Source organism: Allocoprobacillus halotolerans (assembly GCF_024399475.1).
Taxonomy (GTDB): domain Bacteria; phylum Bacillota_I; class Bacilli_A; order Erysipelotrichales; family Coprobacillaceae; genus Allocoprobacillus; species Allocoprobacillus halotolerans.
Genome location: NZ_CP101620.1, coordinates 545,377 through 570,631, shown reverse-complemented (window position 1 = coordinate 570,631; position 25,255 = coordinate 545,377). Strand labels below are relative to the sequence as shown.

At 32.0% G+C, this 25,255-nt stretch carries 31 protein-coding genes and 1 pseudogene; 22 read left to right on the top strand and 10 right to left on the bottom strand.

Going from position 1 to position 25,255, the window contains the following annotated elements:
* Positions 1 to 122 precede the first annotated feature (122 nt).
* The 14 genes from NMU03_RS03545 to NMU03_RS03490 all read left to right on the top strand — a co-directional run bounded on the left by NMU03_RS03545 (position 123) and on the right by NMU03_RS03490 (position 11,830).
* On the top strand, positions 123 to 341 hold the full coding sequence (locus NMU03_RS03545; protein WP_290141315.1) for a cation transporter: 219 nt from the start codon (positions 123 to 125) through the stop codon (positions 339 to 341).
* Positions 342 to 433: 92 nt separating this feature from the next.
* Positions 434 to 1,345, top strand: coding sequence for an HAD-IC family P-type ATPase (locus NMU03_RS18190; protein ID WP_494337166.1), 912 nt, complete (start codon positions 434 to 436; stop codon positions 1,343 to 1,345).
* Positions 1,346 to 1,355: 10 nt separating this feature from the next.
* Positions 1,356 to 2,318: an HAD-IC family P-type ATPase gene (locus tag NMU03_RS18185; RefSeq protein WP_494337165.1), complete on the top strand. Its 963-nt coding sequence runs from the start codon at positions 1,356 to 1,358 to the stop codon at positions 2,316 to 2,318.
* A 41-nt stretch (positions 2,319 to 2,359) separates the two neighbouring features.
* Positions 2,360 to 2,632, top strand: a complete 273-nt coding sequence (locus tag NMU03_RS03535) for an ArsR/SmtB family transcription factor (protein ID WP_290141314.1) — start codon at positions 2,360 to 2,362, stop codon at positions 2,630 to 2,632.
* Between the two features lie 409 nt (positions 2,633 to 3,041).
* Positions 3,042 to 3,290 (top strand): helix-turn-helix domain-containing protein, encoded by a 249-nt coding sequence (locus NMU03_RS18180; RefSeq protein ID WP_494337164.1) that lies wholly within the window; start codon positions 3,042 to 3,044, stop codon positions 3,288 to 3,290.
* Complete coding sequence (locus NMU03_RS03530; protein ID WP_494337169.1) at positions 3,275 to 3,991, top strand: replication initiation factor domain-containing protein; 717 nt, start codon at positions 3,275 to 3,277, stop codon at positions 3,989 to 3,991. Before NMU03_RS18180 ends, NMU03_RS03530 begins: the two co-directional genes overlap by 16 nt.
* A gap of 48 nt (positions 3,992 to 4,039) precedes the next feature.
* On the top strand, positions 4,040 to 4,240 hold the full coding sequence (locus NMU03_RS03525) for a hypothetical protein (protein ID WP_290141313.1): 201 nt from the start codon (positions 4,040 to 4,042) through the stop codon (positions 4,238 to 4,240).
* Positions 4,241 to 4,528: 288 nt separating this feature from the next.
* Positions 4,529 to 4,666, top strand: coding sequence for a hypothetical protein (locus NMU03_RS03520; protein ID WP_290141312.1), 138 nt, complete (start codon positions 4,529 to 4,531; stop codon positions 4,664 to 4,666).
* A 374-nt stretch (positions 4,667 to 5,040) separates the two neighbouring features.
* The gene (locus NMU03_RS03515) at positions 5,041 to 5,658 is read left to right on the top strand and encodes a flavodoxin family protein (protein WP_290141311.1); all 618 of its coding nucleotides are present in this window, start codon (positions 5,041 to 5,043) and stop codon (positions 5,656 to 5,658) included.
* 121 nt (positions 5,659 to 5,779) lie between these two features.
* Positions 5,780 to 5,977, top strand: a complete 198-nt coding sequence (locus NMU03_RS03510) for a cold-shock protein (protein ID WP_087244131.1) — start codon at positions 5,780 to 5,782, stop codon at positions 5,975 to 5,977.
* A 131-nt stretch (positions 5,978 to 6,108) separates the two neighbouring features.
* Positions 6,109 to 8,757, top strand: coding sequence for a preprotein translocase subunit SecA (secA, locus tag NMU03_RS03505; protein ID WP_290141310.1), 2,649 nt, complete (start codon positions 6,109 to 6,111; stop codon positions 8,755 to 8,757).
* Positions 8,757 to 9,860: a peptide chain release factor 2 gene (gene prfB, locus NMU03_RS03500; protein ID WP_290141309.1), complete on the top strand. Its 1,104-nt coding sequence runs from the start codon at positions 8,757 to 8,759 to the stop codon at positions 9,858 to 9,860. The genes secA and prfB overlap by 1 nt, the downstream gene beginning before the upstream one ends.
* A gap of 6 nt (positions 9,861 to 9,866) precedes the next feature.
* Positions 9,867 to 10,751 carry a YitT family protein gene (locus tag NMU03_RS03495; protein WP_290141308.1) on the top strand — a complete coding sequence of 295 codons (885 nt, stop codon included), beginning with the start codon at positions 9,867 to 9,869 and terminating at the stop codon, positions 10,749 to 10,751.
* A gap of 182 nt (positions 10,752 to 10,933) precedes the next feature.
* Positions 10,934 to 11,830 (top strand): Rpn family recombination-promoting nuclease/putative transposase, encoded by an 897-nt coding sequence (locus tag NMU03_RS03490; RefSeq protein ID WP_290141307.1) that lies wholly within the window; start codon positions 10,934 to 10,936, stop codon positions 11,828 to 11,830.
* 325 nt (positions 11,831 to 12,155) lie between these two features.
* On the opposite strand, the gene NMU03_RS03485 is transcribed toward NMU03_RS03490, so the two are convergent.
* From NMU03_RS03485 to NMU03_RS03475, 3 genes are read right to left on the bottom strand one after another with little or no spacing between them, the layout of a single operon-like run.
* Positions 12,156 to 12,572 carry a DUF6120 family protein gene (locus NMU03_RS03485; RefSeq protein WP_290141306.1) on the bottom strand — a complete coding sequence of 139 codons (417 nt, stop codon included), beginning with the start codon at positions 12,570 to 12,572 and terminating at the stop codon, positions 12,156 to 12,158.
* Positions 12,553 to 12,858, bottom strand: coding sequence for a hypothetical protein (locus NMU03_RS03480; protein WP_290141305.1), 306 nt, complete (start codon positions 12,856 to 12,858; stop codon positions 12,553 to 12,555). The genes NMU03_RS03485 and NMU03_RS03480 overlap by 20 nt, the downstream gene beginning before the upstream one ends.
* A 14-nt stretch (positions 12,859 to 12,872) precedes the next feature.
* Positions 12,873 to 13,715, bottom strand: a complete 843-nt coding sequence (locus NMU03_RS03475; RefSeq protein WP_290141304.1) for a LysR family transcriptional regulator — start codon at positions 13,713 to 13,715, stop codon at positions 12,873 to 12,875.
* 185 nt (positions 13,716 to 13,900) lie between these two features.
* Here NMU03_RS03475 and NMU03_RS03470 point away from each other — a divergent pair, with 185 nt between their 5' ends.
* The 4 genes and pseudogenes from NMU03_RS03470 to NMU03_RS17535 all read left to right on the top strand — a co-directional run bounded on the left by NMU03_RS03470 (position 13,901) and on the right by NMU03_RS17535 (position 17,246).
* On the top strand, positions 13,901 to 14,923 hold the full coding sequence (locus NMU03_RS03470; protein WP_290142273.1) for an ABC transporter permease: 1,023 nt from the start codon (positions 13,901 to 13,903) through the stop codon (positions 14,921 to 14,923).
* A gap of 5 nt (positions 14,924 to 14,928) precedes the next feature.
* Complete coding sequence (locus NMU03_RS03465) at positions 14,929 to 15,513, top strand: ATP-binding cassette domain-containing protein (protein WP_290141303.1); 585 nt, start codon at positions 14,929 to 14,931, stop codon at positions 15,511 to 15,513.
* Positions 15,514 to 16,328, top strand: a pseudogene (locus NMU03_RS17540) (ABC transporter permease); the annotation flags it as partial. It abuts the gene before it with no gap.
* A gap of 3 nt (positions 16,329 to 16,331) precedes the next feature.
* A complete protein-coding gene (locus NMU03_RS17535) occupies positions 16,332 to 17,246 on the top strand; it encodes an ABC transporter ATP-binding protein (RefSeq protein ID WP_353956677.1) in 915 nt (304 codons plus the stop codon).
* Positions 17,247 to 17,354: 108 nt separating this feature from the next.
* On the opposite strand, the gene NMU03_RS03455 is transcribed toward NMU03_RS17535, so the two are convergent.
* Positions 17,355 to 17,759, bottom strand: coding sequence for a hypothetical protein (locus NMU03_RS03455; RefSeq protein ID WP_290141302.1), 405 nt, complete (start codon positions 17,757 to 17,759; stop codon positions 17,355 to 17,357).
* Positions 17,760 to 17,995: 236 nt separating this feature from the next.
* Between NMU03_RS03455 and NMU03_RS03450 the strand changes: the two genes are divergently transcribed.
* Together NMU03_RS03450 and NMU03_RS03445 are read left to right on the top strand one after the other, a co-directional pair.
* Positions 17,996 to 18,613, top strand: a complete 618-nt coding sequence (locus NMU03_RS03450) for an acyl-[acyl-carrier-protein] thioesterase (RefSeq protein ID WP_290141301.1) — start codon at positions 17,996 to 17,998, stop codon at positions 18,611 to 18,613.
* A 304-nt stretch (positions 18,614 to 18,917) separates the two neighbouring features.
* Complete coding sequence (locus tag NMU03_RS03445) at positions 18,918 to 19,115, top strand: hypothetical protein (RefSeq protein ID WP_290141300.1); 198 nt, start codon at positions 18,918 to 18,920, stop codon at positions 19,113 to 19,115.
* 238 nt (positions 19,116 to 19,353) lie between these two features.
* Here NMU03_RS03445 and NMU03_RS03440 read toward each other — a convergent pair whose 3' ends face one another.
* Positions 19,354 to 20,613, bottom strand: coding sequence for an MATE family efflux transporter (locus tag NMU03_RS03440; RefSeq protein WP_290142272.1), 1,260 nt, complete (start codon positions 20,611 to 20,613; stop codon positions 19,354 to 19,356).
* Between the two features lie 174 nt (positions 20,614 to 20,787).
* Here NMU03_RS03440 and NMU03_RS03435 point away from each other — a divergent pair, with 174 nt between their 5' ends.
* The gene (locus NMU03_RS03435) at positions 20,788 to 21,081 is read left to right on the top strand and encodes a hypothetical protein (RefSeq protein ID WP_290141299.1); all 294 of its coding nucleotides are present in this window, start codon (positions 20,788 to 20,790) and stop codon (positions 21,079 to 21,081) included.
* Positions 21,048 to 21,377 carry a hypothetical protein gene (locus tag NMU03_RS03430; protein WP_290141298.1) on the top strand — a complete coding sequence of 110 codons (330 nt, stop codon included), beginning with the start codon at positions 21,048 to 21,050 and terminating at the stop codon, positions 21,375 to 21,377. The genes NMU03_RS03435 and NMU03_RS03430 overlap by 34 nt, the downstream gene beginning before the upstream one ends.
* Here the strand turns inward: NMU03_RS03430 and NMU03_RS03425 are convergent.
* The 5 genes from NMU03_RS03425 to NMU03_RS03405 form a co-directional block, all read right to left on the bottom strand.
* Positions 21,349 to 22,272 carry an RluA family pseudouridine synthase gene (locus tag NMU03_RS03425; protein WP_290141297.1) on the bottom strand — a complete coding sequence of 308 codons (924 nt, stop codon included), beginning with the start codon at positions 22,270 to 22,272 and terminating at the stop codon, positions 21,349 to 21,351. The two genes, NMU03_RS03430 and NMU03_RS03425, sit on opposite strands and share 29 nt — an antisense overlap.
* Positions 22,269 to 23,078 carry a methyltransferase domain-containing protein gene (locus NMU03_RS03420; protein WP_290141296.1) on the bottom strand — a complete coding sequence of 270 codons (810 nt, stop codon included), beginning with the start codon at positions 23,076 to 23,078 and terminating at the stop codon, positions 22,269 to 22,271. The genes NMU03_RS03425 and NMU03_RS03420 overlap by 4 nt, the downstream gene beginning before the upstream one ends.
* 118 nt (positions 23,079 to 23,196) lie before the next feature.
* On the bottom strand, positions 23,197 to 23,514 hold the full coding sequence (locus tag NMU03_RS03415; RefSeq protein ID WP_290141295.1) for a DUF4351 domain-containing protein: 318 nt from the start codon (positions 23,512 to 23,514) through the stop codon (positions 23,197 to 23,199).
* A gap of 93 nt (positions 23,515 to 23,607) precedes the next feature.
* Entirely contained in the window at positions 23,608 to 24,051 is a 444-nt protein-coding gene (locus NMU03_RS03410; RefSeq protein WP_290141294.1) for an Rpn family recombination-promoting nuclease/putative transposase, read from the bottom strand.
* A gap of 167 nt (positions 24,052 to 24,218) precedes the next feature.
* Positions 24,219 to 25,250, bottom strand: coding sequence for a Gfo/Idh/MocA family oxidoreductase (locus NMU03_RS03405; protein WP_290141293.1), 1,032 nt, complete (start codon positions 25,248 to 25,250; stop codon positions 24,219 to 24,221).
* Between the last annotated feature and the right edge of the window lie 5 nt (positions 25,251 to 25,255).

Below are 25,255 nucleotides of genomic sequence, written 5' to 3'. Positions count from 1 at the left end.
ATGATTTATAGTTTTAGTTATCTTTTTTGAAAAGTTAAGGTTATACTACAGCCATAACAATTAAACAAGTGCTTAATTGTTGAATGAAGTTTTAAATACAATCACGAAAGGAGATGTTTATCATGAAAAAAACTTACAAAATCGAAGTTGACTGTGCAAACTGTGCAAATCTTATGGAGGATGCAGCAAAAAAGACAGCAGGAGTAGCAAATGCAACTGTAAACTTTATGACACAAAAAATGATTGTAGAGTTTGAAGATGGAAAAGAACTAAAAGCAGTTATGAATGATGTTTTAAAGGCTTGCAAAAAAGTAGAGCCAGATTGTGAGATAGAACTTTAGAAAAAACGCACCCCTAAATACAAAAGGGGTGCAAATTTGAAAAGGTTATATGAACAATTAAACATATATAAAATAAAAAGGAGGAATGAGCTGTGAATAAAAAGCAGAAAAAGATGTTGACAAGAATTATTATTGCAGCAGTTATGATGATTGCTTTAAATTTGATACAGGTAACAGGAATTCTGCAATTATTACTTTACTTGGCAACATATTTAATAATCGGTTATGATATATTAAAGAAAGCAGGAAAAGGAATTATAAATCGACAAGTTTTTGATGAAAACTTTTTAATGGCAGTGGCGACAGTGGGAGCTTTTGCACTAGCAATTTACTCTGGAAGTGGAGATTACAATGAAGCAATCGCTGTTATGTTATTCTATCAAATTGGAGAATTATTCCAGAGTTACGCAGTAGGAAAAAGTCGTAAAAATATTAGTGCATTGATGGATATTCGCCCTGATTACGCAAATGTAGAAAGAAATGGAAAATTAGAAAAAGTAGACCCTGACGAAGTCGGTATAGAAAGTATAATTGTTGTTCAGCCGGGAGAGAAAGTGCCATTAGATGGTATTGTAATAGAGGGTTCATCTAGCCTTAATACAAGCGCATTAACAGGTGAAAGTTTACCTCGTGATGTAAAACAAGGTGATGAAATCATCAGTGGCTGTATCAATATGACTGGTGTTTTAAAAATTCAAACGACAAAAGAATTTGGCGAATCAACAGTTTCAAAGATTTTAGAGCTAGTGGAAAATTCAAGTTCCAGAAAATCCAAATCAGAAAACTTTATCTCTAAATTTGCAAGAGTATATACTCCAGCAGTATGTTATGGTGCATTAGTATTGGCATTGTTGCCACCATTAGTACAAATGTTGTTCTTAGGTCAAACAGCACAATGGGGAGTATGGATTTACAGAGCCCTTACTTTCCTTGTAATTAGTTGTCCATGTGCATTGGTTATCAGTATACCGCTTAGCTTTTGTGGGTATCGGTGGTGCAAGTAAAGAAGGCGTGTTGATTAAAGGTTCTAATTATATGGAAACTTTATCACAAGCAAAGTATATAGTATTTGACAAAACAGGAACTTTGACACAAGGAGTATTTGAAGTAAGTGCTGTTCATCACAATGAGATGGAAGAAAAGAAACTTTTGGAATATGCTGCTTTAGCAGAATGTGCGTCTTCTCATCCAATCAGCAAGAGCTTGCAAAAAGCCTATGGGAAAGAGATAGACCGTAGTAGAGTTTCTGATATAAAGGAAATCAGTGGACATGGAATTATTGCAAAAGTAGATGGTCATGAGGTAGCTGCCGGAAACAGCAAACTTATGAAACAAATAGGCGTGGAGTTTTATGATTGTCATAGAGTTGGAACAATCATTCACATGGCAATCAATGGTGAATATGCTGGACATATCGTAATTTCTGATATATTAAAACCACATGCAAAAGAAGTGATTGCAGAATTGAAAAAAGCTGGTGTAGAAAAAACGGTAATGCTTACAGGAGACGCTAAACGTGTTGCAGAGCAAGTGGCTCAATCACTTGGAATTGATGAAGTATATAGCGAATTACTTCCAGCAGATAAAGTGTCAAAAGTTGAAGAACTACTTTCTGTAAAATCAGAGAAAGATAAACTTGCCTTTGTTGGAGACGGAATTAATGACGCGCCTGTATTGACTCGTGCAGATATTGGTATTGCAATGGGAGCAATGGGTTCTGATGCGGCAATTGAAGCTGCTGATGTCGTTCTTATGGATGATGACCCACTAAAAATTTCTAAAGCAATCAAGATTTCGAGAAAATGTCTTAGAATTGTATATCAGAATATTATCTTTGCGTTGATTATCAAATTCGCATGTCTCGGACTTGGTGCAATAGGTATTGCAAATATGTGGTTTGCTATTTTCGCAGATGTTGGTGTTATGATTATTGCAATACTAAATGCTATTAGAGCATTAAGGGTACATAATCTGTAATTTAGATGAAAATGAAAAAACTTATTATAGGGGAAGATTACATGCGATTGGTGGATTTTTTCAAATTGCTGGGAGATTATACAAGATTAAGAATAATTCTTGAATTAAAAACAAAAAGATGTGTTGGAGAATTAGCAGAAAAATTAGATATGTCTCATTCAGCAGTATCTCACCAATTAAATATATTAAAAGCCAATGGTATAGTAAAAAGTCAAAGACAAGGAAAATACATTTACTATATAGTGCAAGATGAATATATACAAAAAGCTATCGAAAGGTGCAAAACCTTATTTGATAAGAAGTATTGTTCGTAATATTTAGAATTAAACAAGATGGATATAAGAAATGAATAGAAAGACGGAGTGATCCAGACACGGTGGTGGGAAAATCTTTTAGATTTTTCCGCCATTTTAGTGGCTGGTTCACTTCGGCAGTTGAGCGAGATTGCGAGCGAACAGTAAGCCCCCCGTTATCTAACAAGGGGGCACAAAAAACAAGAGACAAGAGACATTACTAAGCGGAAAACGCTGTATTTACAAGGCAAAACCGCTTTTAACAGGGTGTTAACTAAAAGGCACTCATTTAACACATAAAATTGAATAAGACATAGGAAAGACAGTTGATTTCAAATAAGAAATTGATTGTCTTTTTCTTTTGCAGAAATGTAAGTATAGGCAATTATCAAATATGGTAGTTGCCTTTTTTGATTGGAGGAATTTTAGAATGAATGATAAAAACTTTATAAAAGAATTAAGACAAAAGCGTGAAGAATATGGAGTAACACAAAGAAAACTTGCTGTTGCCTGTGGTATCAGTCGTACATATTTTAATCAGATAGAGAATGGGACTGTTGTTTCCTCTGCTGAACTAAAACAAACGATAGAAAAACAGATTGAGCGTTTCAATCCACAAGAACCATTATTCTTATTGATTGATTACTTACGTGTCGCTTTTCTATTACGGATGCATTAAAGATTATTCGTGATGTATTACAACTGAAAGCTGATTATATGCTTTATGAAGATTATGGAAAGTACGGATATGAAAGCAAATATGTTTTAGGCGACATCAACATCATGTGTTCCATGCAGGAGCATTTAGGCGTTTTGTTAGAACTGAAAGGCAGAGGGTGTCGGCAAATGGAAAGTTATTTATTGGCACAGGAACGCTCATGGTATGACTTTATGCTGGATTGTATGACGGCAGGCGGTAAGATGAAACAACTTGACTTGGCAATCAATGATAAAACCGGAATATTGGATATTCCAAAGCTAAAGGCAAAAGCTGGCGAATGTATCTCCTACTTACGCAAACAGAAAGATTACGGTGGTACAGAGAAAAATGGAAATGATACACCACAAAATACAGGCGAAACCTTATATCTCGGTTCAACAAGTAGTGAATTATATATGTGTGCCTATCAGAAGAATTATGAGCAGTATGTCAAGAATGGTACAGAAGTTGAATATACAGAAATCAAGAACCGTTTTGAAATACGCATGAAGAATGAACGAGCCTATTATGCGATTGTAGATTTACTGACCTATCGTGACGCTGAACGTACTGCTTTTTCTGTCATTAATCATTATGTCCGTTTTGTAGATAGAGAGGACGATAAACCGAAAGTCAAAAGCAACTTTCATTGCACAACCAAGAAATTTGTAATATATTAAAGGTGAAAAAAGCTATCCTTATAGAAAATGGAAAGGAGTTGGACGTAGATGAATACAACAAGAAGTGAATGTCTTAGAAATGATTTTATTTATGCTTTAATGAAGTTCTCAAATGGCCAGATTTCAGAAAAAGAAGCCAACAGCATTGCTGATAAAAAGTTGCGTTTAACTGATTTTTCTGATGATAGTCCTTTATCTCATAAAGGGCCGAGATGGCTAGCAAAACGCATTGTTAAAATAATGTCATAGTAATAATCAATGAAGAATTTTATCATAGAAGTAACACACGGATTATCTTGTTACTTCTTTTTTATTGACTGTTTAGAGCTTTTGTTTTTTCATAATATTTTTCATCGTTGTTTTATAGTTTTCCAGTACTCTTCTTGAAAAGAACTAAAATAATTATAACATAAGAATAAAAAGTGATTTTATTGAATGGGTTTGTTATAATGTTGTAAAAGAATCAATTGGAATTTCGCGTAGATGTTCCAATGGTAAGATAAGGTGATGAGAAAAGTAAAAATAAGAATAACAAGTATGAATACATTGAAGATAATTACTAAACAAATCGTGAAATGCAGTCAAGATATTTTAGGAGATAATCTAGTAGGGGATGTCTTTGTAGTTCAGCAATTATGGGTTGTTTTAACAATAAAACAAGTGATATTGATTTGATTGTTGAGATTAATAATGATATGTCTGATAAAGAAAAATCACAATATATCAATATGATTGTGAAATTAAATGATTTTGTATTGAATTAAGTATTGTTAGGAAGTCTGTCTGTAAGCCTTTTGTGTATCCTACTTTGTATTACATTTTTCTGTGACCTATTTAGAGTGGTATAAAAACAATCTTAGTGATTATATTGTGAAAATGAATGGATTTGGTAGCTCATGTAATGATTACTTATCATAGGGGGATTAGTCTTTATGGTAAAAAAATAAGAACTATTTTTGAAGATGTTGGTAGAGAAATATATCATGTGTTAGATGAAGATTGGAAATGTTTGGAATTAAATATAAATCTATAAAGAAGGAGTAAAAGATATGAAAGTGATTTTATTAAACGGAAGTCCACATTTGAAGGGATGTACTTACACTGCTTTACATGAAGTAGAAAAAACATTAAATGAAGAAGGTATTGAAACAGAATTAATCACTATTGGACAAAGAGATATACGTGGATGTATTGGATGTCGTCAATGTAAAGAAAAAGGAGAATGTATTTTTAGTGATGAAGTGAATGAAGTGGCTAAAAAATTGAAAGATAGTGATGGACTGGTTATTGGTTCACCGGTTTATTATGCCAGTGCAAATGGAACATTGATTGCTTTTTTGGATCGTTTGTTTTACGGTAGTTCATTTGATAAGACAATGAAAGTTGGAGCGAGTGTCGTAAGTGCTAGACGTGCTGGAACAACCGCAACATTTGATGAACTGAATAAATATTTTACAATTTCTCAAATGCCAATTGTTTCAAGTCAATATTGGAATATGGTGCATGGCAATACCCCTGAAGAAGTGCAACGAGACTTAGAAGGATTGCAAATTATGCGTACATTAGGACATAATATGGCATTCTTGATGAAAAGTATTCAGCTTGGAAAACAACAATTTGGAATGCCAGAACGTGAAGAAGGTGTGCATACAAACTTTATTCGCTAAAAAAAGATATATTTCCAAGGAAATAGTGTAAAGAAAATCAATTCTCTCGACATAATATGAGTCCTTTTTTAAAATCAATCATCTATAATAGACACAACCATGAAGTAAAGGAGTTGTGATTATGCAAGGTAAAGTAAAATGGTTTAATGCTGAAAAAGGATTTGGATTCATTGATCGTGGTGAAGGAAAAGATGTTTTTGTTCATTATAGTCAAATTATACAAGATGGATATAAATCTTTAAATGAAGGTGAATTGGTAGAGTTTGAACTCTATTCAACAGAACGTGGTTTACAAGCTAGGCATGTTGTAAAAATTTAGTTGGCAAGAGGATATGTTGAGGCATATCCTTTTTGTATGAGGGAATAAATTTACGTGATATTTACTTTGTTTTCTGTGGATTATATGCTATAATGTGAAATGTTTCAGTATGCATGAAAGGAGATTTATTCATGGCAAGTAAAAAACAAGAAATTAGAAAACAAATTAAAAAGAAAGAAGCCAAAGAATTAGAAGAACTTGGTTTAAATCCTAATGCTGAAATTGTGGATTTAAATGATGATTTAGGTGAAGATGTTGTTGTAGAAACATTTGATGATGTGGTTAAAAAATCAAATCAGCCAATTGAATTTAATACAACACCACAAAAAGAAAAGAAAGGTTTATTTGGTTCTATTAAAAAGGCTTTTTCACAAGATAATAAAATATTAAAGAAACTTGAAAAACAGGCTTTACAAATTATGGATTTAGAGCCTCAATATCAAGCAATGAGTGATGAAGAATTAGCCCATCAAACAGAAATCTTTAAAGAACGTTTACAAAATGGTGAAACTTTAGATGATTTATTAAATGAGGCTTTTGCAACTGTCCGTGAAGCAGCTTATAGACGTTTAGGTTTAAAGGCTTTTAAAGTGCAATTAATGGGTGCGATTTCATTACACAATGGTGATATTGCAGAAATGAAAACAGGTGAAGGGAAAACTTTAACATCTATTTTTCCAGTTTATTTAAATGCCTTAACAGGACAAGGTGTTCATGTTGTTACTGTTAATGATTACTTGGCAGAACGTGATAAAACAGACAATGGAAAAGTATATGAGTTTTTAGGCTTAACAGTTGGTTTAAATAAACGTGAATTAACAAAAGATCAAAAACGTACACAACATGCTTGTGATATTACGTATACAACAAATGCTGAACTTGGATTTGACTATCTAAGAGATAATATGGTCACAAGAATGGAAGATAAGGTTTTAAGACCATTGAATTATGCTTTAGTAGATGAAGTTGACTCAATTTTAATTGATGAATCAAGAACACCATTAATTATTTCTGGTGGTAAGAAAAATACTGCGGCTTTATATGTGCAGGCAGATAAATTTGTCAAATCTTTGCGTGAAGAAAAAGATTATGAAGTGGATATTGAAAGTAAAACAGTGAATTTGACAGCAGATGGTATCAGTAAAGCTGAAAAAGCATTTAGAATTCAAAACTTATATGATCCTGAACATACAGCTTTAGTGCATCACATTAATCAAGCATTAAAAGCAAACTATACAATGAGCCTAAATGTTGAATATATGATTGCGACAGAAGATGGGAGTCATGATATTAGAAATGCCAGTATTATGATTATTGATCAGTTTACAGGGCGTGTTATGCCAGGACGTGCTTATAGTGATGGTTTACATCAAGCTTTGGAAGCTAAAGAGGGCGTACCTATTAAAGAAGAAACTGTCACTCTAGCAACTATTACTTATCAGAATTTCTTCCGTTTGTTTAATAAATTAGCTGGGATGACAGGAACGGCTAAAACTGAAGAAGAAGAATTTAGAACGATTTACAACATGCGAGTTATAGAAATTCCAACGAATAGACCTGTTATTCGTGATGATAAACCAGATTTGGTTTTTGCCAAACAATCTGCAAAATATAAAGCAATTTGTGATGAAGTAGAAAAAAGACATAGCTATGGACAACCTATTTTATTAGGAACAGTTTCTGTTGAAACTTCTGAACTTTTAAGTAAGATGTTAAATAAACGTGGCATTAGACATAATGTCTTGAATGCGAAAAACCATGCAAAAGAAGCTTTAATTATTGAAAAAGCAGGGGTTATGGGTGCTGTCACGATTGCGACAAACATGGCTGGACGTGGAACCGACATTAAATTAGGTGAAGGTGTACCAGAAATTGGTGGATTGATGGTTATTGGTAGTGAAAGACATGAGTCAAGACGTATTGATAATCAGTTAAGAGGACGTTCTGGACGTCAAGGAGATCCTGGATGTTCATTGTTCTTTGTATCTTTTGAAGATGAATTGATGCAAAGATTTGCTAATGAAAAGATGAAAGATAGAATGGGATCTTTCTTAGAAGATGAAGCCATTGAAAGTAAGATGGTTACAAAATCTATTGAAAATGCTCAAAAACGTGTTGAAGGGCAAAACTTTGATATTCGTAAACAGTTATTGCAATATGATGATGTGATGCGTCAACAACGTGAAATCATGTATAAAGAACGTGATGATATTATGTCACAGACTGATTTAAGTTCCATTGTTAAAGGAATGTTTGAACAGGCTGTAGAAAATACTGTTCGTCAATTTACAAAACATGATGGAAAAGCCAATAATGTTGATGTAGATGGAGTATTGAATTATATTTCTAAAAATTATATGCTATTAGCTTCTTTATCAGCCAAAAATAAAGATGTTGTGGTTCATGATGCTAAGAAATTATCTAATAGTTTATCTGAAATTGTTTACTTACAATATCAAAATAGATTTAATAAAGATTTGCCAGCTGAAATTAAACTTGATTATGAAAGAAGAATTTTATTAGGTGTTATTGATCATACATGGATTAATCATATTGATGCGATGCAGAAATTAAGAAATGGTATCTATTTACGTGCTTATGCACAAAGAGATCCATTACAAGAATATACAGAAGAAGCCTTCTATATGTTTGAAGAAATGACGAAATCAATTTCTCAAGATATTACTAGAAATATTGTTCATATGGGTATTGCTCCTGGTAGTGAACAAGAAAAACAAATTCCTGCTGTACAAATTGAATTGGAGTTTAAAGCGGATTAATGGAATTATATGAAATAAAGGATGGGCTTGAAAAAGCCCGTTCTTTACTCAATGAACTCTTTATTTCTGTTGATATCGAAGGTTTGAAAAGAGAAATTGAAGGTTTGACTGTTCAAACAATGGATGAAAACTTTTGGAATAATCAAGAACATGCAAGAAAAATATATGATCAATTAAATGAAATGAAAAAGAAAGTCGATACTTATGAACATTTAATAACGACTTTAACTGAATTAGAAGAAACTTATCAGTATGTTAAAGAAAGTGATGATGATGAATTTAAAATCGTATTAGACGAAGATTATGTCACTTTTGAAAAGAATATGGATGATTTTGAAAAAACACTCTTATTTTCAGGAGAATATGATCATCACAATGCCTTGTTGGAAATCCATCCAGGAGCTGGTGGAACAGAATCACAGGATTGGGCAGCGATGTTAATGCGTATGTATCAAAGATATGCAGATAAAAAAGGCTGGAAAATTGAAGTTTTAGATTACTTAGATGGTGAAGAAGCTGGATTGAAGTCAGTAAGTTTGCGTATTGTTGGATATAATGCTTATGGACATTTAAAAGCAGAGAAAGGTGTTCATCGTTTAGTACGTATTTCACCGTTTGATTCTTCTAAACGTCGCCATACATCATTTGCTTCTGTTGATGTAATGCCAGAATTTGATAATGATATTGAAATTGAAATTGATCCACATGATATTCGTATTGATACTTATCGTGCTTCAGGAGCTGGGGGACAACATATCAATAAAACCGATTCAGCGATTCGTATTACCCATCTTCCTACACATATTGTAGTAACATGTCAATCACAACGTTCACAAATTCAAAACCGTGAACAGGCGATGATTATGTTGAAATCAAAACTCTATCAATTGATGTTGGAAAAGCAGGCATCACAGCTAAATGAGATTAAAGGTGAACAAAAAGCGATAGAATGGGGTAGCCAAATTCGTTCGTATGTTTTACATCCTTATTCAATGGTAAAGGATAATCGTAGTCAATATGAATCTAATAATCCAAAAGCTATTTTAGATGGGGATTTGGATGATTGTATATATGCTTATTTGAAATCACAGGTAAAGGAGTGATGATGAATGCATCAGGCAAAACATCTTGTCCGTGATACATTAATTGTTTTATTAGGTAACCTTGTCTTAGCATTTGGGGTGGCGGTGTTTGCTGTACCATCCAATTTAATTGTTGCTGGAGCAACAGGAATTGCTTTGATTATTTGTGAATTTATTTCTGTGAATTATGCAACTGTTGTTTTTATTATTAATATGTTGATGTTGTTATTGGGATTTGTGGTTTTAGGAAAGAAATTTGCAGCTGGAACCATTCTCAGTTCTATCATTTTTCCATTCTTTTTAGCCATGTTTGAATCTATTCCACAATTACAACATCTCACTTCAGATATGTTATTATCAGCCATCTATTCCGGTTTATTTACTGGGCTAGGTTGTGGTATTGTTTTTAGAATTGGATATAGTACAGGAGGAACAGATATTCCACCTATTATTATCAACAAAAAATTCCATGTATCTTTAGGTGTCTGTGTCTATTTTTTTGATGTCATTGTTTTATTAGGACAATCATTTTTTACGAGTTTTGAAGGTATTTTATATGGAATTATTACAGTCTTTATTACAGCTATTGTATTGGATAAGGTCACTATTTTTGGTGAAAAAAATCTTCAAGTGCTTGTTATTTCAGCCCATTATGAAGAAATTGCAGAAGCTATTTTTAATGAAATTGATAGAGGTTGCACTTTTGTCAATGTAACAACAGGATACTTTCATGATCAGCAAAATGCAGTTTTATGTGTTGTCAATAACCGTGAATATCCTATCATAAATGATTTGGTTATGGAGATTGATCCGACCGCATTTATTATTGGAAGTGAAATACATAGTGTTAAAGGTAGAGGATTTACTTTACCTAATATTGATTTAGATAAAAAGTTAAAAGAACGTATTTAAACAGCAATTAAAAAGAATTGCTGTTTTTTTGTAAAAAGTTGGAAATAAAAAAGAAAAATAGAAAAAAATTGCGTATATAAATAATAGGATGGTTCTTATTAAAATGATGTATATTTACAATAAGCAAATATTGTTGTATAATGTCTATGAACCCTCCTGGAATATATTGCAAGGAGGTCATTATGAAAGATTTGAAAGTTGATGATGTCATCAGAGATTTCTTCAGAAATCCTGAACACTTTGCTGATATGATGAACGCTATTCTCTATGGCGGTCAGAATGTCATTAAGCCTGATGAACTTCAAAGAATGGATACAAGTGAAATCTTTGTAGGCAATTATATTTCCAGGGAAAGAAGACGTGATGTCATCATGTTGTGGAAAGGAAAGGATTCACAGGCTATCTTGGCATTGGAAGCACAGGACCAGGTTGATTTTACAATGGTGTCAAGAACACTTCTCTATGATGCATTAACCTATAACATGCAAGATAAGGAGTACAAGAGCTACAAGATCATGCCAGTTGTCAGCCTCGTATTGTTTCATGGCGAAGGAAGATGGATAGCAGCCACGTCACTGGTAGAAAGAATGGATATTCCTGAAAGCTTGAAGGGGATGCCAAATGACTGGAAGATGAAGATTGTAGACATCAAGGATTTGGACTATCACCTACTCAAAAATGAGGATAATCGCAATATCGTCAAAACAGTTAATCAGATATGGAGAAAAGAGAAAGAAGATTTCAAAGGGATGGAAGTCTCAAAGACAGCCGCAAGGGTGATAGCGATACTTACGGAAAGATTTGATATTTTAGAACGAGTGAAAGGAGAAGAAGGAACCGTGGCAATGTGGTCATTTTGGAAAGACATTGAAGATTCAGGTATACGAATAGGAGAAGAACGTGGTATGAAAAAAGGTATGTTGAGAATTGTTATTACTCAACTTAAAAAAGTACTAGGAACACTCACACCTGAATTAACATTGAGAATTGAATTAAGTAATGAAGAAGAGTTAAACAATCTTGCATTACATATAGCAGATATACATAGTGAAACAGATGTTTATATGATACTTGAGTAATACCATATTAAAAGTTGTAGAAGGATTTTCAAATTCAATATTTTGTTATTTATTAAAATTTGTAAAAATAATGAATATAGAATATCAGTTAATCTTGTATTTTTGATTATCTTATGAACATTAATATCTCAGACATTTGAATAAATATGAAAGGTGGATTCTCCATTCTAGGATACCCACCTTTTGTATAGCCATAATATCTTAATTCATTTGTATCAGTTTTTAAAATTTCTTAGGTTTTAGAATCAATATTTATCAATAGTAACCCATATGATGATGTATTAATGAATGGACTTATTTGTGATATCAATTGAGCTATAGTCTTTTATTCATGCATGGTGATAGTGCCATAATCATAAATAATTTCTTCTTCATAATAAGGAAATTCCATATAATTTTGATAGTTTTGATAAGTTGTGTACAAAAAATAGATTAAACAAACCACCACAAGAGGAATGATGATACAAGCTGTATATTTTATTATTTTTCTTGATCTCATATGAGAAATCACGTAATGATGATCATGGTGCTGATAAAAAAGTGTAATAATATCTTCAGGGAGTCCAAAGTGATAGATATAATCTTGATATGTTGCTTCTGGATACTGTATTTCATACTCCATAAGCCTTTTTTTGAAAAAATCTAAAAACTTTTTCTCTTGAGTATTATGGAGTGGGAAAGTGGTATAGAGCTGACGATAAAATATTTGTGCTGCTTTTTTCTTAAATTTTTGTCTTTTCATTTTGAAATAATTCCTCCGTTGCCTGATGAATATTTTGATATTCCCTTTTTAGAGTCGTATATCTGACAAGTCCCGCTTCTTCAATATGATAAATGAAACAGTCATCAACTGTTTGAAAAGAAATAAGATGATTTTCATGAAGAAAGAAAAGTGAGACCAGAAGTTCTCCTTCAATGATTGTAAAATGTTTATTAAGGATACAATAGATTTGTTCACTTGTTAAATCTTGGTTTTTTAAAAGATTTAAAATAATGATTTCTAATTTTATAAATTGTGCTATATGCATATGCTTTCTCCTTTTTAATAAATAAATAGCTGCATTAATTTTTGAATAGATGTATTCAAAATCTCATTTGGTCTTGTAATAATTGTTAAATCAGTTTTTAAGGCCTCATCCTCAATAATTACGTTGACAAGTTTTGAATCATGGTGAAATGATAAGATGCTTTGTGGAACAATGGCTATGCCAAGACCGGCTTTTGCCCACTGCATAGATGTTCTAGAATCATCACAAGTCACTTGAATATGGGGATGAAATTGGAGCTTAAGACAATAATCAGTAATCAATGATAAATAACGTTGATGGACAATGAGTGGTTTATTTTGATAATCAGACATATGTACCATATGAGAATTTAAGAGTGAGGGAATACCGATTGCAACCATGGGTTCTCTTAAAAAGGATTGACAATGGAGCTGACTTTGGTCAAATGGGGTACGAACAATTCCTAAATCAATATGATGTGTTAGTAATAAATCTATAATTTCATATGTACTTCCTTCATAAATACGAAAAGAAAGCTGTGAAAAAGATGGATTTTGGGAAAGATATATAGGAAGGATACTTGAATTAGAAGAAGTAATACCAACTCTTAGAACTTCATTTTGCATATCTTGGATTTCATGAAATGTTGTTTCACTTAAAGAAATCATTTGTAAGCTTCTTTTATAAAAAATTTTTCCAGCCTGTGTTAATTCGATTTTACGATGACCTCTTTTTAATAAAGTTACTCCAAGTTCTTCTTCTAATTGCTTTAATTGCATGGACAAAGGAGGTTGTGCCATATGCAAAGTTTGAGCAGCTTTAGAAATCGTTCCTTCTTCTACAATTGTTTTAAAATAAATCATTTGTTTAATATCCATATTACCACCATATTTTAAAAGTATGAAAATTATATTTTATATATATTATACATATAATACAATTTTCGCTATAATAAATCAAGAAAGGATGGATAAAGAATGTGGATGAAATATTTAAAACCATATCGAAAACAAGCTATTATTGGTTTTTTCTTTAAGTTAATAGAAGCTTTTTTGAATTATTGGTGCCACTTGTTGTAGCTGATATTATTGATTCTGGGGTAGCTACACAAGATGAACAATATATTTTACATAAAGGAGTACTTCTATTTATTTTAGCTATTTTAGGGTATAGTTGTGCTTTGGTATGTCAATATTTTGCATCTAAAACTTCACAAGGGTTTGGAACATATTTAAGAAATGATATGTTTAAAGCAATCAATAGTTGTGATTATGAAAATATAGATGAAATAGGAATTCCATCATTAATGACACGTATTACAAATGATACAAATCAATTACAATTAGCTGTAGCCATGACAATTCGTTTGGCATCACGTTCTCCATTTTTAATTATTGGATCGCTAATTATGGCATTTCGTATTAATATAGAGATATCACTTATTTTTATTTGTGCAGCGCCTTTGTTAGCTTTTTCCATATATCTTGTTATGTCACGCTCATTACCACTCTATTTAAAAGTCCAAAAACAATTGGATCATGTATCACTCGTTTGTCGTGAAAATTTAGCGGGTATTCGTGTTATTCGTGCTTTTTCTAAACAAAAACAGGAAAATGGGCGTTTTCAACAAGCTACACAGATACAAAAAGATATACAAATGCAAGTCGGGAAACTTTCAGCACTTTTAAATCCGAGTACAAGTGTTATAGTTAATTGTGCTATTTTGGTTATTTTATATGTGGGTGGATCGAAAGTAAATGAAGGAACACTTTTACAAGGGGAGGTCATTGCTTTAATCAATTATATGAACCAGATTTTATTGTCTATGTTTGCATTTGCAAATGTGATTGTCATTTATAATAAAGCGACAGCTTGTTATAAACGTGTTCAAGAAGTTTTATCCATTCAACCTGCTATTCAAGATGGTTGTCAGAATATAGATAATCATGATGGTCCATTAGTTACTTTTGACCATGTTAGTTTTTCTTATCAGGGAAGTCGTGCCTTAAATGATATATCTTTTTCAATTGAAAAAGGGAAACAATTGGTATTATTGGTGGAACAGGTTCAGGGAAGTCGACTTTAGTCCATTTGATACCACGCTTTTATGAAGCTACGCAAGGACAGATTTTTATTAAAGAGCGCCCTATTCAATCTTATAGATTACAATCATTAAGACAGATGATTGGTTTTGTACCTCAACAAGCTTTACTTTTTACTGGAACTATTAAGGATAATATATGTTTCGGAAAAGAAGACGCAACGGATGATGAAGTGAAATATGCTTTAAAAATGGCTCAGGCTTCTTTTGTAGAGGAATGGAAAGAAGGAATATATAGTCCTATCACACAAGGGGGACACAATTTATCCGGCGACCAGAAACAACGCTTAACTATCGCTAGGGCATTAGTACGTAACCCTGAACTTTTAATTCTTGATGATAGTGCCAGTGCATTAGATTTTGCGACAGATGCTGCCTTAAGAAAAGCTATTGCCTCGTTGCCTCAAACAACGATTATTGTTTCACAACGTGTGAGTGCAATTATGCATGCTGATAAGATTTTGGTTTTAAGCCATGGTGAATTAGTTGGAATAGGTAAACATGATGAATTAATGGAAAATTGTGAGATTTATCAACAAATTGTAACTTCACAATTATCAAAGGAGGTGGCATAAATGGATCGAAAAACGATAGGACGTTTATTATCATTTTGTCGCCCATATATGAAATATTTATATTTGGCTTTAATATGTTCTTCTGGACAGATTGTTTTTACATTATTAACGCCTGTATTTATTGGTCAAGCTGTTGATCATATTATAGGTCAGGGACTCGTAGAGTTTGATTTATTGGGACAAAAGATGTTATGGATTATAATCAGTGTTTTGATTGCTGAAATTTTTGATTGGCTGGTTGTCAGGTTATCTAATCGTATGACTTATTCTATTACAAAAGATTTACGTGATCAGTTATTTCAAAAATATGAAACATTGCCTTTAAGTTATATTGATAGTCATGCTCATGGTGATTTGTTAAGTCGTATGATTAATGATATTGATTTAATTGGTGATGGTCTTTTACAAGGATTTACTCATTTATTTAATGGTATAGCAACAATTATTGGAACAATTTGTTTTATGCTTTATATTCAAGCAACGGTTGCTTTAATTGTCATTGTTTTAACACCATTATCACTTGTTGTTGCAACAATTATTGCCAATAAAACATATAAGTTCTTTCAAGAACAATTAGCTTTAAGAGGTGAACTTGGAGCTTATGTAGAAGAAATGATTGGTGGTGTGAAAGTTATTAAAGCGTTTGGTTATGAAGAAAAAATCAGCAACGTTTTGAAGAAATCAATCAACGTGTATATATAAGTGGTGTAAAATCACAGTTTTTAGGAGCTTTAGCTAATCCCAGTACGAGAGTTGTTAATAACATCGTTTATGCTAGTGTTTGTATAGCTGGTTCATTATATGTCATTGGTGGTTATATGAGTGTTGGTGCGTTATCAAGTTTTTTAAGTTATGCAAATCAATATACAAAACCATTCAATGAAATTTCGAATGTTTTTACGGAATTACAGACAGCCTTAGCCTGTGCATCTCGCGTTTTCCATTTATTAGATACACCATCAGAGTTACGCCAGTCAGATACACAGACATTGACACAGGTCCAAGGACATGTACAAATTCAAGATTTGGCTTTCTCCTATGAACCAGATGAACCATTAATTGAAAATTTAAATGTGGAAGCCAAACCTGGTCAAACAATAGCGATTGTAGGGCCAACGGGTTGTGGAAAAACCACACTTATTAATTTATTGATGAGATTTTATGAACCTCAACAAGGCCATATTTTAATAGATAGTATCAATATTCAAGATATGAGTCGTGAGTATGTACGTAGCTTATATGGAATGGTTTTACAGGAGTCATGGCTATTTCATGGAACAATTAGAGAAAATATTGCTTATGGAAAAGCAGCTACAGACGAGGAAATTATTGAAGCCGCTAAAAAAGCCCATGCTCATAAGTTTATTATTCAGTTAAAAGATGGCTATGATACAATGATTAGTGAAGATGGTGGTAATCTTTCTCAGGGTCAAAAACAGTTATTATGCATTGCACGTATTATGCTTGTGAAACCACCAATGCTGATTTTAGATGAGGCAACAAGCTCTATTGATACCCGTACGGAAAAACAAATTCAGGAAGCTTTTGATTTAATGATGGAAGGACGTACGACATTTATTGTCGCACATCGTTTATCGACAATTCAAAAAGCAGATCAAATTTTAGTTATGAATCATGGACATATTATTGAACAAGGGAAGCATGAAGAATTATTACAACAACAAGGATTTTATCATCGTTTGTATTATAGTCAGTTTGAAACGCAAAAATAAAAACACGAATCGTCGTGTTTTTATTTTATCGAGAAATCATTTTTCTTAGTTTTGTTTTATCTATGAATCTTGTTGAAAAACTATAATCTTTTTGAGCATAAACAAATGTCACTTTATTATTATAAGTAAAATTAACTTTTTTAATTTACGATAATCTATTAACATTCTTCCAACCATTAAATTTTTACGTCCTACTAGCACAATTGTTGAAGCAAAATAAGCAAAAACAACAGTAAAGAATGCTGCAATATTTAATCCGTTATGGAAATAACTCATACGCGCAGTGATAATTCCATAAATGATAAGACCAAGACCACCAATCACTGCAATTAAATAGATAATTGCAGCGATGATATAAAAGATTTTTCCACCAGTATTAAAGCAGAATTGCAAAGAATGATCTTGCTTACGACAACGGAAAAATGTTACAACAATATTAACAATAGTGTATGTAAACCAAAGAAAAATGAGTCCTAAGAAAAATGACAAGACTAATGAAATGATATCATACATAAATCCAACTTCCTTTCATACTTCTCTATTATACATATAATTTTGCTTTTCGACTAGAAAAAAATGAAAATATGTGAAATCTTTGTCAATTTTTATTATAATAGAGACTAAGGAAGTGAAATTATGGATGAAAATTTAATGAGTTATGAAACAAAAACAATAGAAATTAATGAAGTAGATGATATGGGAGAATATTTTTTCATCATCTTTTAAACAGATTTGCACAAATTGCTACAGTGAATGCTGTAAAACTAGGTGTATGGAATCAAGAATTGATGACACGATATGGTTGGGTTGTTGCGAAACAGTATTTACATTTAGATGAACCCATTCGTTATCATGATGAAATAGAAATATCGACAGCTATTTCAAAAGGAACTTTTGTATCGTTTCCAAGATATTATTATATTAAAAAGAATCAAAAAATTATTGGCACATGTTCATCGGTTTGGACATTGTTAGATATTCAAAAAAGGCGAATGGTATCGCCACAAAAAATAGGAATTGTATTTCCAGAAGTTTCCAAAGAACCTTTATTAGATTTACCACCGATGATTCAAAAAGATTTAGAAATGAAGTATATCCTAGAGCGCAGGGTCTTATATAGTGATGTTGATATTAATCAACACATGAATAATACACGTTATATTCAATGGGCTTTAGATTTAATTGATTTTGATAAACATCATCAATGTTTTATAAGTGATATCAATATTCAATATCGTAAAGAGATTAGACCTTTAGAAATAGTTAAACTTTTTATGGGTGAGGATGGACATCGTTATGTGATTGAAGGAAGAAATGAGAACGATGATGTTTATTTTACGATAGAAATTTATTTTTGTGATAGATAATTTTCATAATATGAAAACATTTTTCTTTTATTTGTGGTATGATAAGCATGTCCCAAATATCTATAATCGTATTCATTTTCCCGTAAGAATACAGATAGAATGAAGTTGCTATATGGCAACTTTTTTCTTTGACAAGCTTGCTAAAATTTTATTTTTGTTTATATTATGTCTATCAAAAGGGTAGTCCTCATTATCGATAGAAATAAGTCTAAAGGCGTAGTCTATGATGTAATAGGGTACGCTTTTTTGATGATAAGGAGGAATCATAAAATGATAGAAACAAGGATTTATTTTTGGTGTAATCATGTCGTATACAATGACAATTGGGATGGAAGCTTATAACAAATGTTTAAATGATGGTGGTTTTCAGGCTATGAGTTATCAGCTTATTGGTCAAGCAGCTGTGGAAGCAATTTATATGGCAGTTATTGTCTTTATATTTTCAAATATATGGGGAAACAAAAAAGGTGAACAATTGATGAAGGATCATACTTCACCATAAGATTCACCTTATTTTTGTCAGCTAATACGTTAATCAGGAACCATTGCAGCGATGTGTCCAGTTATGAGTTTAACAGCAACTCTTTTATTTCGTATTATCATGGGTGGAGAGCCACTTATTGATATGCCAATTCTATTTTTAGGGACACTTTTTAAAAACTTTCCTATGGTATTTTTCTGGAATATGTTTGTTGCTTCCCTGTTAACACATTGGTTGTTTCAAAAATATACTCTCTAAGCTAAAATGACTTATTAAGCCATTGACCACGCTGTTGACGAAAGAACAGTAATATCCCTCTAACACAAAGTTCAATACACATGGCTAACCAGACACCATGTAATCCCATGCTTTGAACCAAAATAACGGATAAAGATAATCGTACGCCCCAAATACTGAAAAGATTAAGTAAACTAGGAATAAGTGTATCACCAGCACCACGTAAAGCACCAGAGGCTACAATTGAAACACCATAAAGAGGTTCGGCAAACAATTCAATTCTTAAAACTTCTATAGCTAAGGTTTGGGTTTGCAAATCAGGTGTTAATATTTGAAAAATCAATGGTGCAATAAAAAACATCATAATAGCGATAATACCCATGATAATCGCACCAAAGGCAACTGTAAAATTAGCAAAAGATTTCGCTAAATCCTTGCGTTTGGCTCCCATGCATTGTCCAACCAATGTTGTGGCAGCAGCCTCTAAACCATAACCAGGCATATAACATAAACTTTCAGCGGTAATCGCAAAAGTATGGGCAGCAATTGCAATTGTTCCTAAAGGTGCAATAATTTTTGTTGACATAATCATTGCACCACAGATGGCTATATGTTCAAAAGCTAAAGGTGTACCTATTTGAAAAGCATTTTTTAAGGTTGGTTTTTCAAATTGAAATGCTTCGTCTTTTTTAAATTTGAGCATAGGGGAATAACGAGTTGTATACCAGAGAATCATTATACATATTGTTAGCTGTGCAAGAGCGGCTCCAATAGCGGCACCAACGACTCCCAAATAATGAATAAATATAAAATTATAAATCACATCTAAACCGCACATTGCAGCATTTAAAAGACTTGGCACTTTCATATTTCCACTGCATTGCAGCATCGAACTACAGAGGCTATTCATTTGAAGAATAGGTAAACTTAATGTAAAAACAAGAAAATATGCTGAAGCGTTATCAAAGATGGATGGGTCACATCCTAGCCAATATAATAAATGTTGATTCACCATTACACCGATTGATAAAAGAATACAGGAAAAAACACAAGAAACAATCAGTGCCATTTTTAAAGTTCGTCGTGCTTTTTGATATTGACTGGCACCTATCAGCTGTGCAACTTGTACGGCAAAACTGGTTGCCATAGCACTACAAAGTCCACTTAATAGCCAACTACTGGTTGATACAATACCAATCGATGCAGAAGCATCTGGTCCTAAATGTCCCACCATTGCAGCATCTATATATTGCATAATAATTGATGAAATTTGTGAAAGAATGGTAGGAATACTTAATTGAATAATAATTTGTATTTTTCTTTCTTGGAAAGAACGGCTTGATTTTTTATCATTTCAGTAAAATGTATTGACAAGTGAAAACCTCCCTTCGATGAAAACTGCTTTTATTATACAATATTTTATAAGTATGTTACAATGAGTGAGGAGGATAAAAAAATGGAAAAGGAACTTTCAATTATACATATTTATGAAAATGAAAAGTTAATTGGCTATGGTGGAAATCAAGACTGGTTTCTAGATTCTTGGGCTCAAAAGGCTGGTTGTGCCAGTGTTTTAGCCAGTCAACTTTATGCTTATTATTTATCTCAAGAAAGTACATCAAAACATGATTTTTTAGAAATCATGAACCAGATGTATCAACGTTTTACTCCAGGAAAAATGGGTTATCCTTTTTTATATAAATTTGCTAGAACGTTTTGTCAAACGATGAAAGAACACCATGTTTTTTAAAACCGATCTATTTAAAAAAACCAAAATCCTATGAACAAGCAATAGATTTTGTCAAAACAAGTATTTATCAAAATCATCCTGTGAGTTTATTGATCTTATTTCATCAAGCGCCAGAACTTGAAGAAGATAACTGGCATTGGGTTTGTATTACAGGTTATAAACAAAATCATCATCAGGAAATGATTATTTTTTCTGATTGTGGCGAACGTCGTGAAATTGATGCACATATTTTATTTGATATCAATAAAGTGAATGTTTTCAAAATGGTTAGCATGAAAAATGATCCTCAAAAATGAGGGTCGATTTTTTTATGATATGAAGCATATCTTGACAAGGTGGACATGTTAAAATGAGTTTTTCTTGTGTGATTGGATGAATCATTTCTATTTTATAAGCATGCAAAGCTTGTCGATTGATCAATGAAGAAGTATGTCCATAAAGTGAATCACCTAAAATAGGATGACCAATAGATGACATATGGACTCTGATTTGATGTTTTCTACCACTATCTAAAAGACATTCGACTAACGAAAGATTATTTTGGGATGCCAGTGCACGATAGTGTGTTATGGCATCTTTACCATGAGGATGAATAATCATACGTTGTTGATGATGACGATCACGACCAATAGCTTTATGAATGGTGTGCCATTTTTGATGAGGAAAGGTCCCTTGAACAATCGCTAAATAATGACGTTTAATATCTTTAATGGATAATTGATAATCCAAAAGAGGTTGTACAAAACTACATTTCACAAAAATCATCAATCCACTTGTTTCAATATCTAAACGATGAATAAAGCGAATAGGTAAATCATAGCCTTGTTGATGATAATAGCCACTGACACGATGCGCTAATGAATGGGTATCCTCTTGATTGGAAGGAAAGACTGGAAGAAAAGGTGGTTTGTTGACAATTAATAAGAACTCATCTTCATAAATAATATCTAAATCCTCATAGACTGGTAAATACATCCCATCATCCTTTTGAAAAGCTTTGAATGTGATTTGATCTCCTTTAACTAAGATTGTTGAAGGAGAGACATAACGGTTATTGACAAGATAAGATTTATTTTGTTTCATTAAATGAATTGTTTTTTTAGAAAGATGAAATTTTTGAAATAAATCAAGTATAGAAATAGGTGAATCAATAAATAAAGTTAAATCAGATTGACGAACTTGATATTTCATGAGACTTGATAAACTGTTATACGGATATCAATTGTGACATCAAATTCACCTAATGTTTCTAAAATAGGACGACGTTCTTTTTTGATATGGTAGTAATGAGGTGTCATTTGTAAGAGATTTAACGTATCTTCACGATTTTTTAAATGAATGGTTTGTTTATAATCATAACTTTCTATGATATCAAAAGGCAATCGAATATATTGATCTGATTTGACTTTAATTTCATCATAAATTAATTCTTTAAATTCTACTAAATGATAAGGATTAGCTGTCACATGAATAATATATCCATTGTTTTTTAAACAACGTTTTAATTCAGCAACATTGACAACTGTAAATAAGGCTGTAATAACATCTAAAGAATGATCAAGAATAGGAATGTTTTTAGAATTCCCTACAATCCAGTAAATATCTTTGGTATATTTTGTTGCCATTTGAATTCCTGCTTTAGAAATATCTAAACCATAAATAGTAGAATCGTCATTTAATAATTGTTTTATGCGATAAGTATAATATCCTTCTCCACATCCTAAATCTAAAAGTTGACGAGGTGATGGTGTGTACTTTTCTATACATTGAACAACTTCATTTAAAATACCATCATAATATCCTTTATTTAGATGATGTTGACGACAAAGTAGACTTTCTTTATTATCACCAGGATTATTTGTGGCTTTATCAGGATTTAATAAAAGATTAATATATTTTTGTTTGGCTATATCATAACAATGTCCATGAAAGCAACGATAACTTTTTTGATTAAGTACCAGTGGTTCATGGCATTTTGGGCAAGCAAGTTGATGCATAAATTTCCTCCTTTTTGTGCATTATAACATGTTTATTTGAAAATAAAAAGTTTATCATCAATAGATTTGATGACAAACTTTTTGTGAAATACTTTAAATGCTTTTCATGAATTCTTAATTAAGTATGGAGGATTTTTCTAATATCTTCTTCACTTTCAATATCAAAAATATGTAATGTTAAATGGTCTAGCTGTTTCTTGTTGCTTCGATTAATCTCCTTAACCATTTCTTTTGATAAATTTCCTAATCTTTGTTTTAATTGTTTAATAAGTGTTGTAATAATTCCTTCGTTGCGCCCTTCACTACGCCCCAATCTGATTCCTTCACTTTTTGCTTCTCTGCTAATTCTTAATACATAATCACTCATATCTGTTTCTCCTCTCTTTGCTTTGATTGCCTGATAAATGCGTTCATCATGGCAAAGTGTTCCTAGCATGGCAAAGTGTTCCTAGTAAACATGCGACTTCATGACTCACAATGATCTTTTCTGTCATCTTTTCTTTGCCATACAGCAACTTCAATCCTTTAATCAAGTCCTGATTGTCTTTGTTTTTGAATAATCCTTCATCCAACTTTTCCATTTCTTTTCGCCATAGTAGATGGCAAGTGTCATCACACCATTGATTTTCTCATAGGCATTTCTTTTGTAGACATTGTATTGTCTAAGATAGCTAAGATAATCATATTCCATGATTCTTTGAAATATGTCTTTATCAGCGTAGGACTGATGTTCAAGACCAATGATGCACTGCTGATCATCAATGCTAACAAGAAGTAAATGATCTCTTACACGCTTGATGGTTTTGTTGCCGGTCAAAAGAGAGGCACTGGCATTGGAATCAAGGATGAGGATGTCCTGAACAGACACAGTATCCTGACCATCAAAAAGAATGACATTAAGCAAGTCTGCAAGACGTTCATGATTTAGAAAATAATTGTAGATGCATATATCAAAGAGATTGTTGAAATCCATTGTATAATAACTCCCTTCACTTATATATATACGCATTTTAGGGGCCATTTTTTTAATTTTAAACTTTTTTTATTTTCTAACATATTATACCATGTTATTTGCTTAAAGCATATATTTGAATAAAAAATTTCTTTAGAAAATAATTTATTTCTAAAGAAAGTCTATGGTTATTTTAAATTTTGTACCCCCGTTTCTAAAATTTTCATTTGCAGTAGAGTTTGTTCATGCGTGATGATTTGTGGCTGATGATGCACAATACATTCATAAATGCCATCATAAACTCTTGCATAATCCCCATTTACAGTTGGTACTTTTTCCTCATGATATTGTCCTTGTTCATCGATATAAGTTAAAACACCATAATGTGCAGGCGTATCTTTTCCAAAATCAGGATGATCAGGCATATAGAATAATTTCAAATGTTCTTCTTGGCGATCTTTGGTTTGTTTGATAAACATTCCTTTTTTACCATAAACAATAAAACTAGGTCTTTCTTTAATTCTAAAATAACTTGATTTGACTGAAACTTTTAAAGTTCCATAATAAAGATCTAAGTCAAAATAATCATTCATTCTACCTTTACCAAGTAATTGTCTAACATCATAATGAATATCATCAGGCTCACCAAAATAAGAAATCACTTGATCAAGGGTATGACATCCATGACCATATAAATAAGACATTGCTGGATCAAAGTGTTGAACATTTTCTGGAATCTCTGGACGATAATAATCAAAGTGCATCTCTAATTCCAATAAATCACCTAATTTTCCACTTTCAATCACTTTTTGTACAGTTAAAAAATCACTATCATATCTTCTGTTTTGATATGCAGAACAATACAATCCTTTTTGATTGGCTAAATCAAATATTTCTTGAGCTTGTTGACTATTTTCCATAAATGGCTTTTCAACAAGACAATGCTTTCCAGCCTCTAAGACCATTTTTGCATATTGATAATGAAGATGATGAGTAGTACAAATCACAATCATATCAATATCTGAATCATTTAATAAATCCTCTACATGTTCACAATATTCAACACCATCAATGGCTTGCCATAAATCATGACGAATATGAATATCAAAAATCTTTTTAATCATAAAACGATTTTGTCTTTGTAAAACAAATGGAATATGGTAACGATTGGCACTTTTACCATTTCCAATATACCCTAAAACTAATTTGTTGTTGATCATTATCA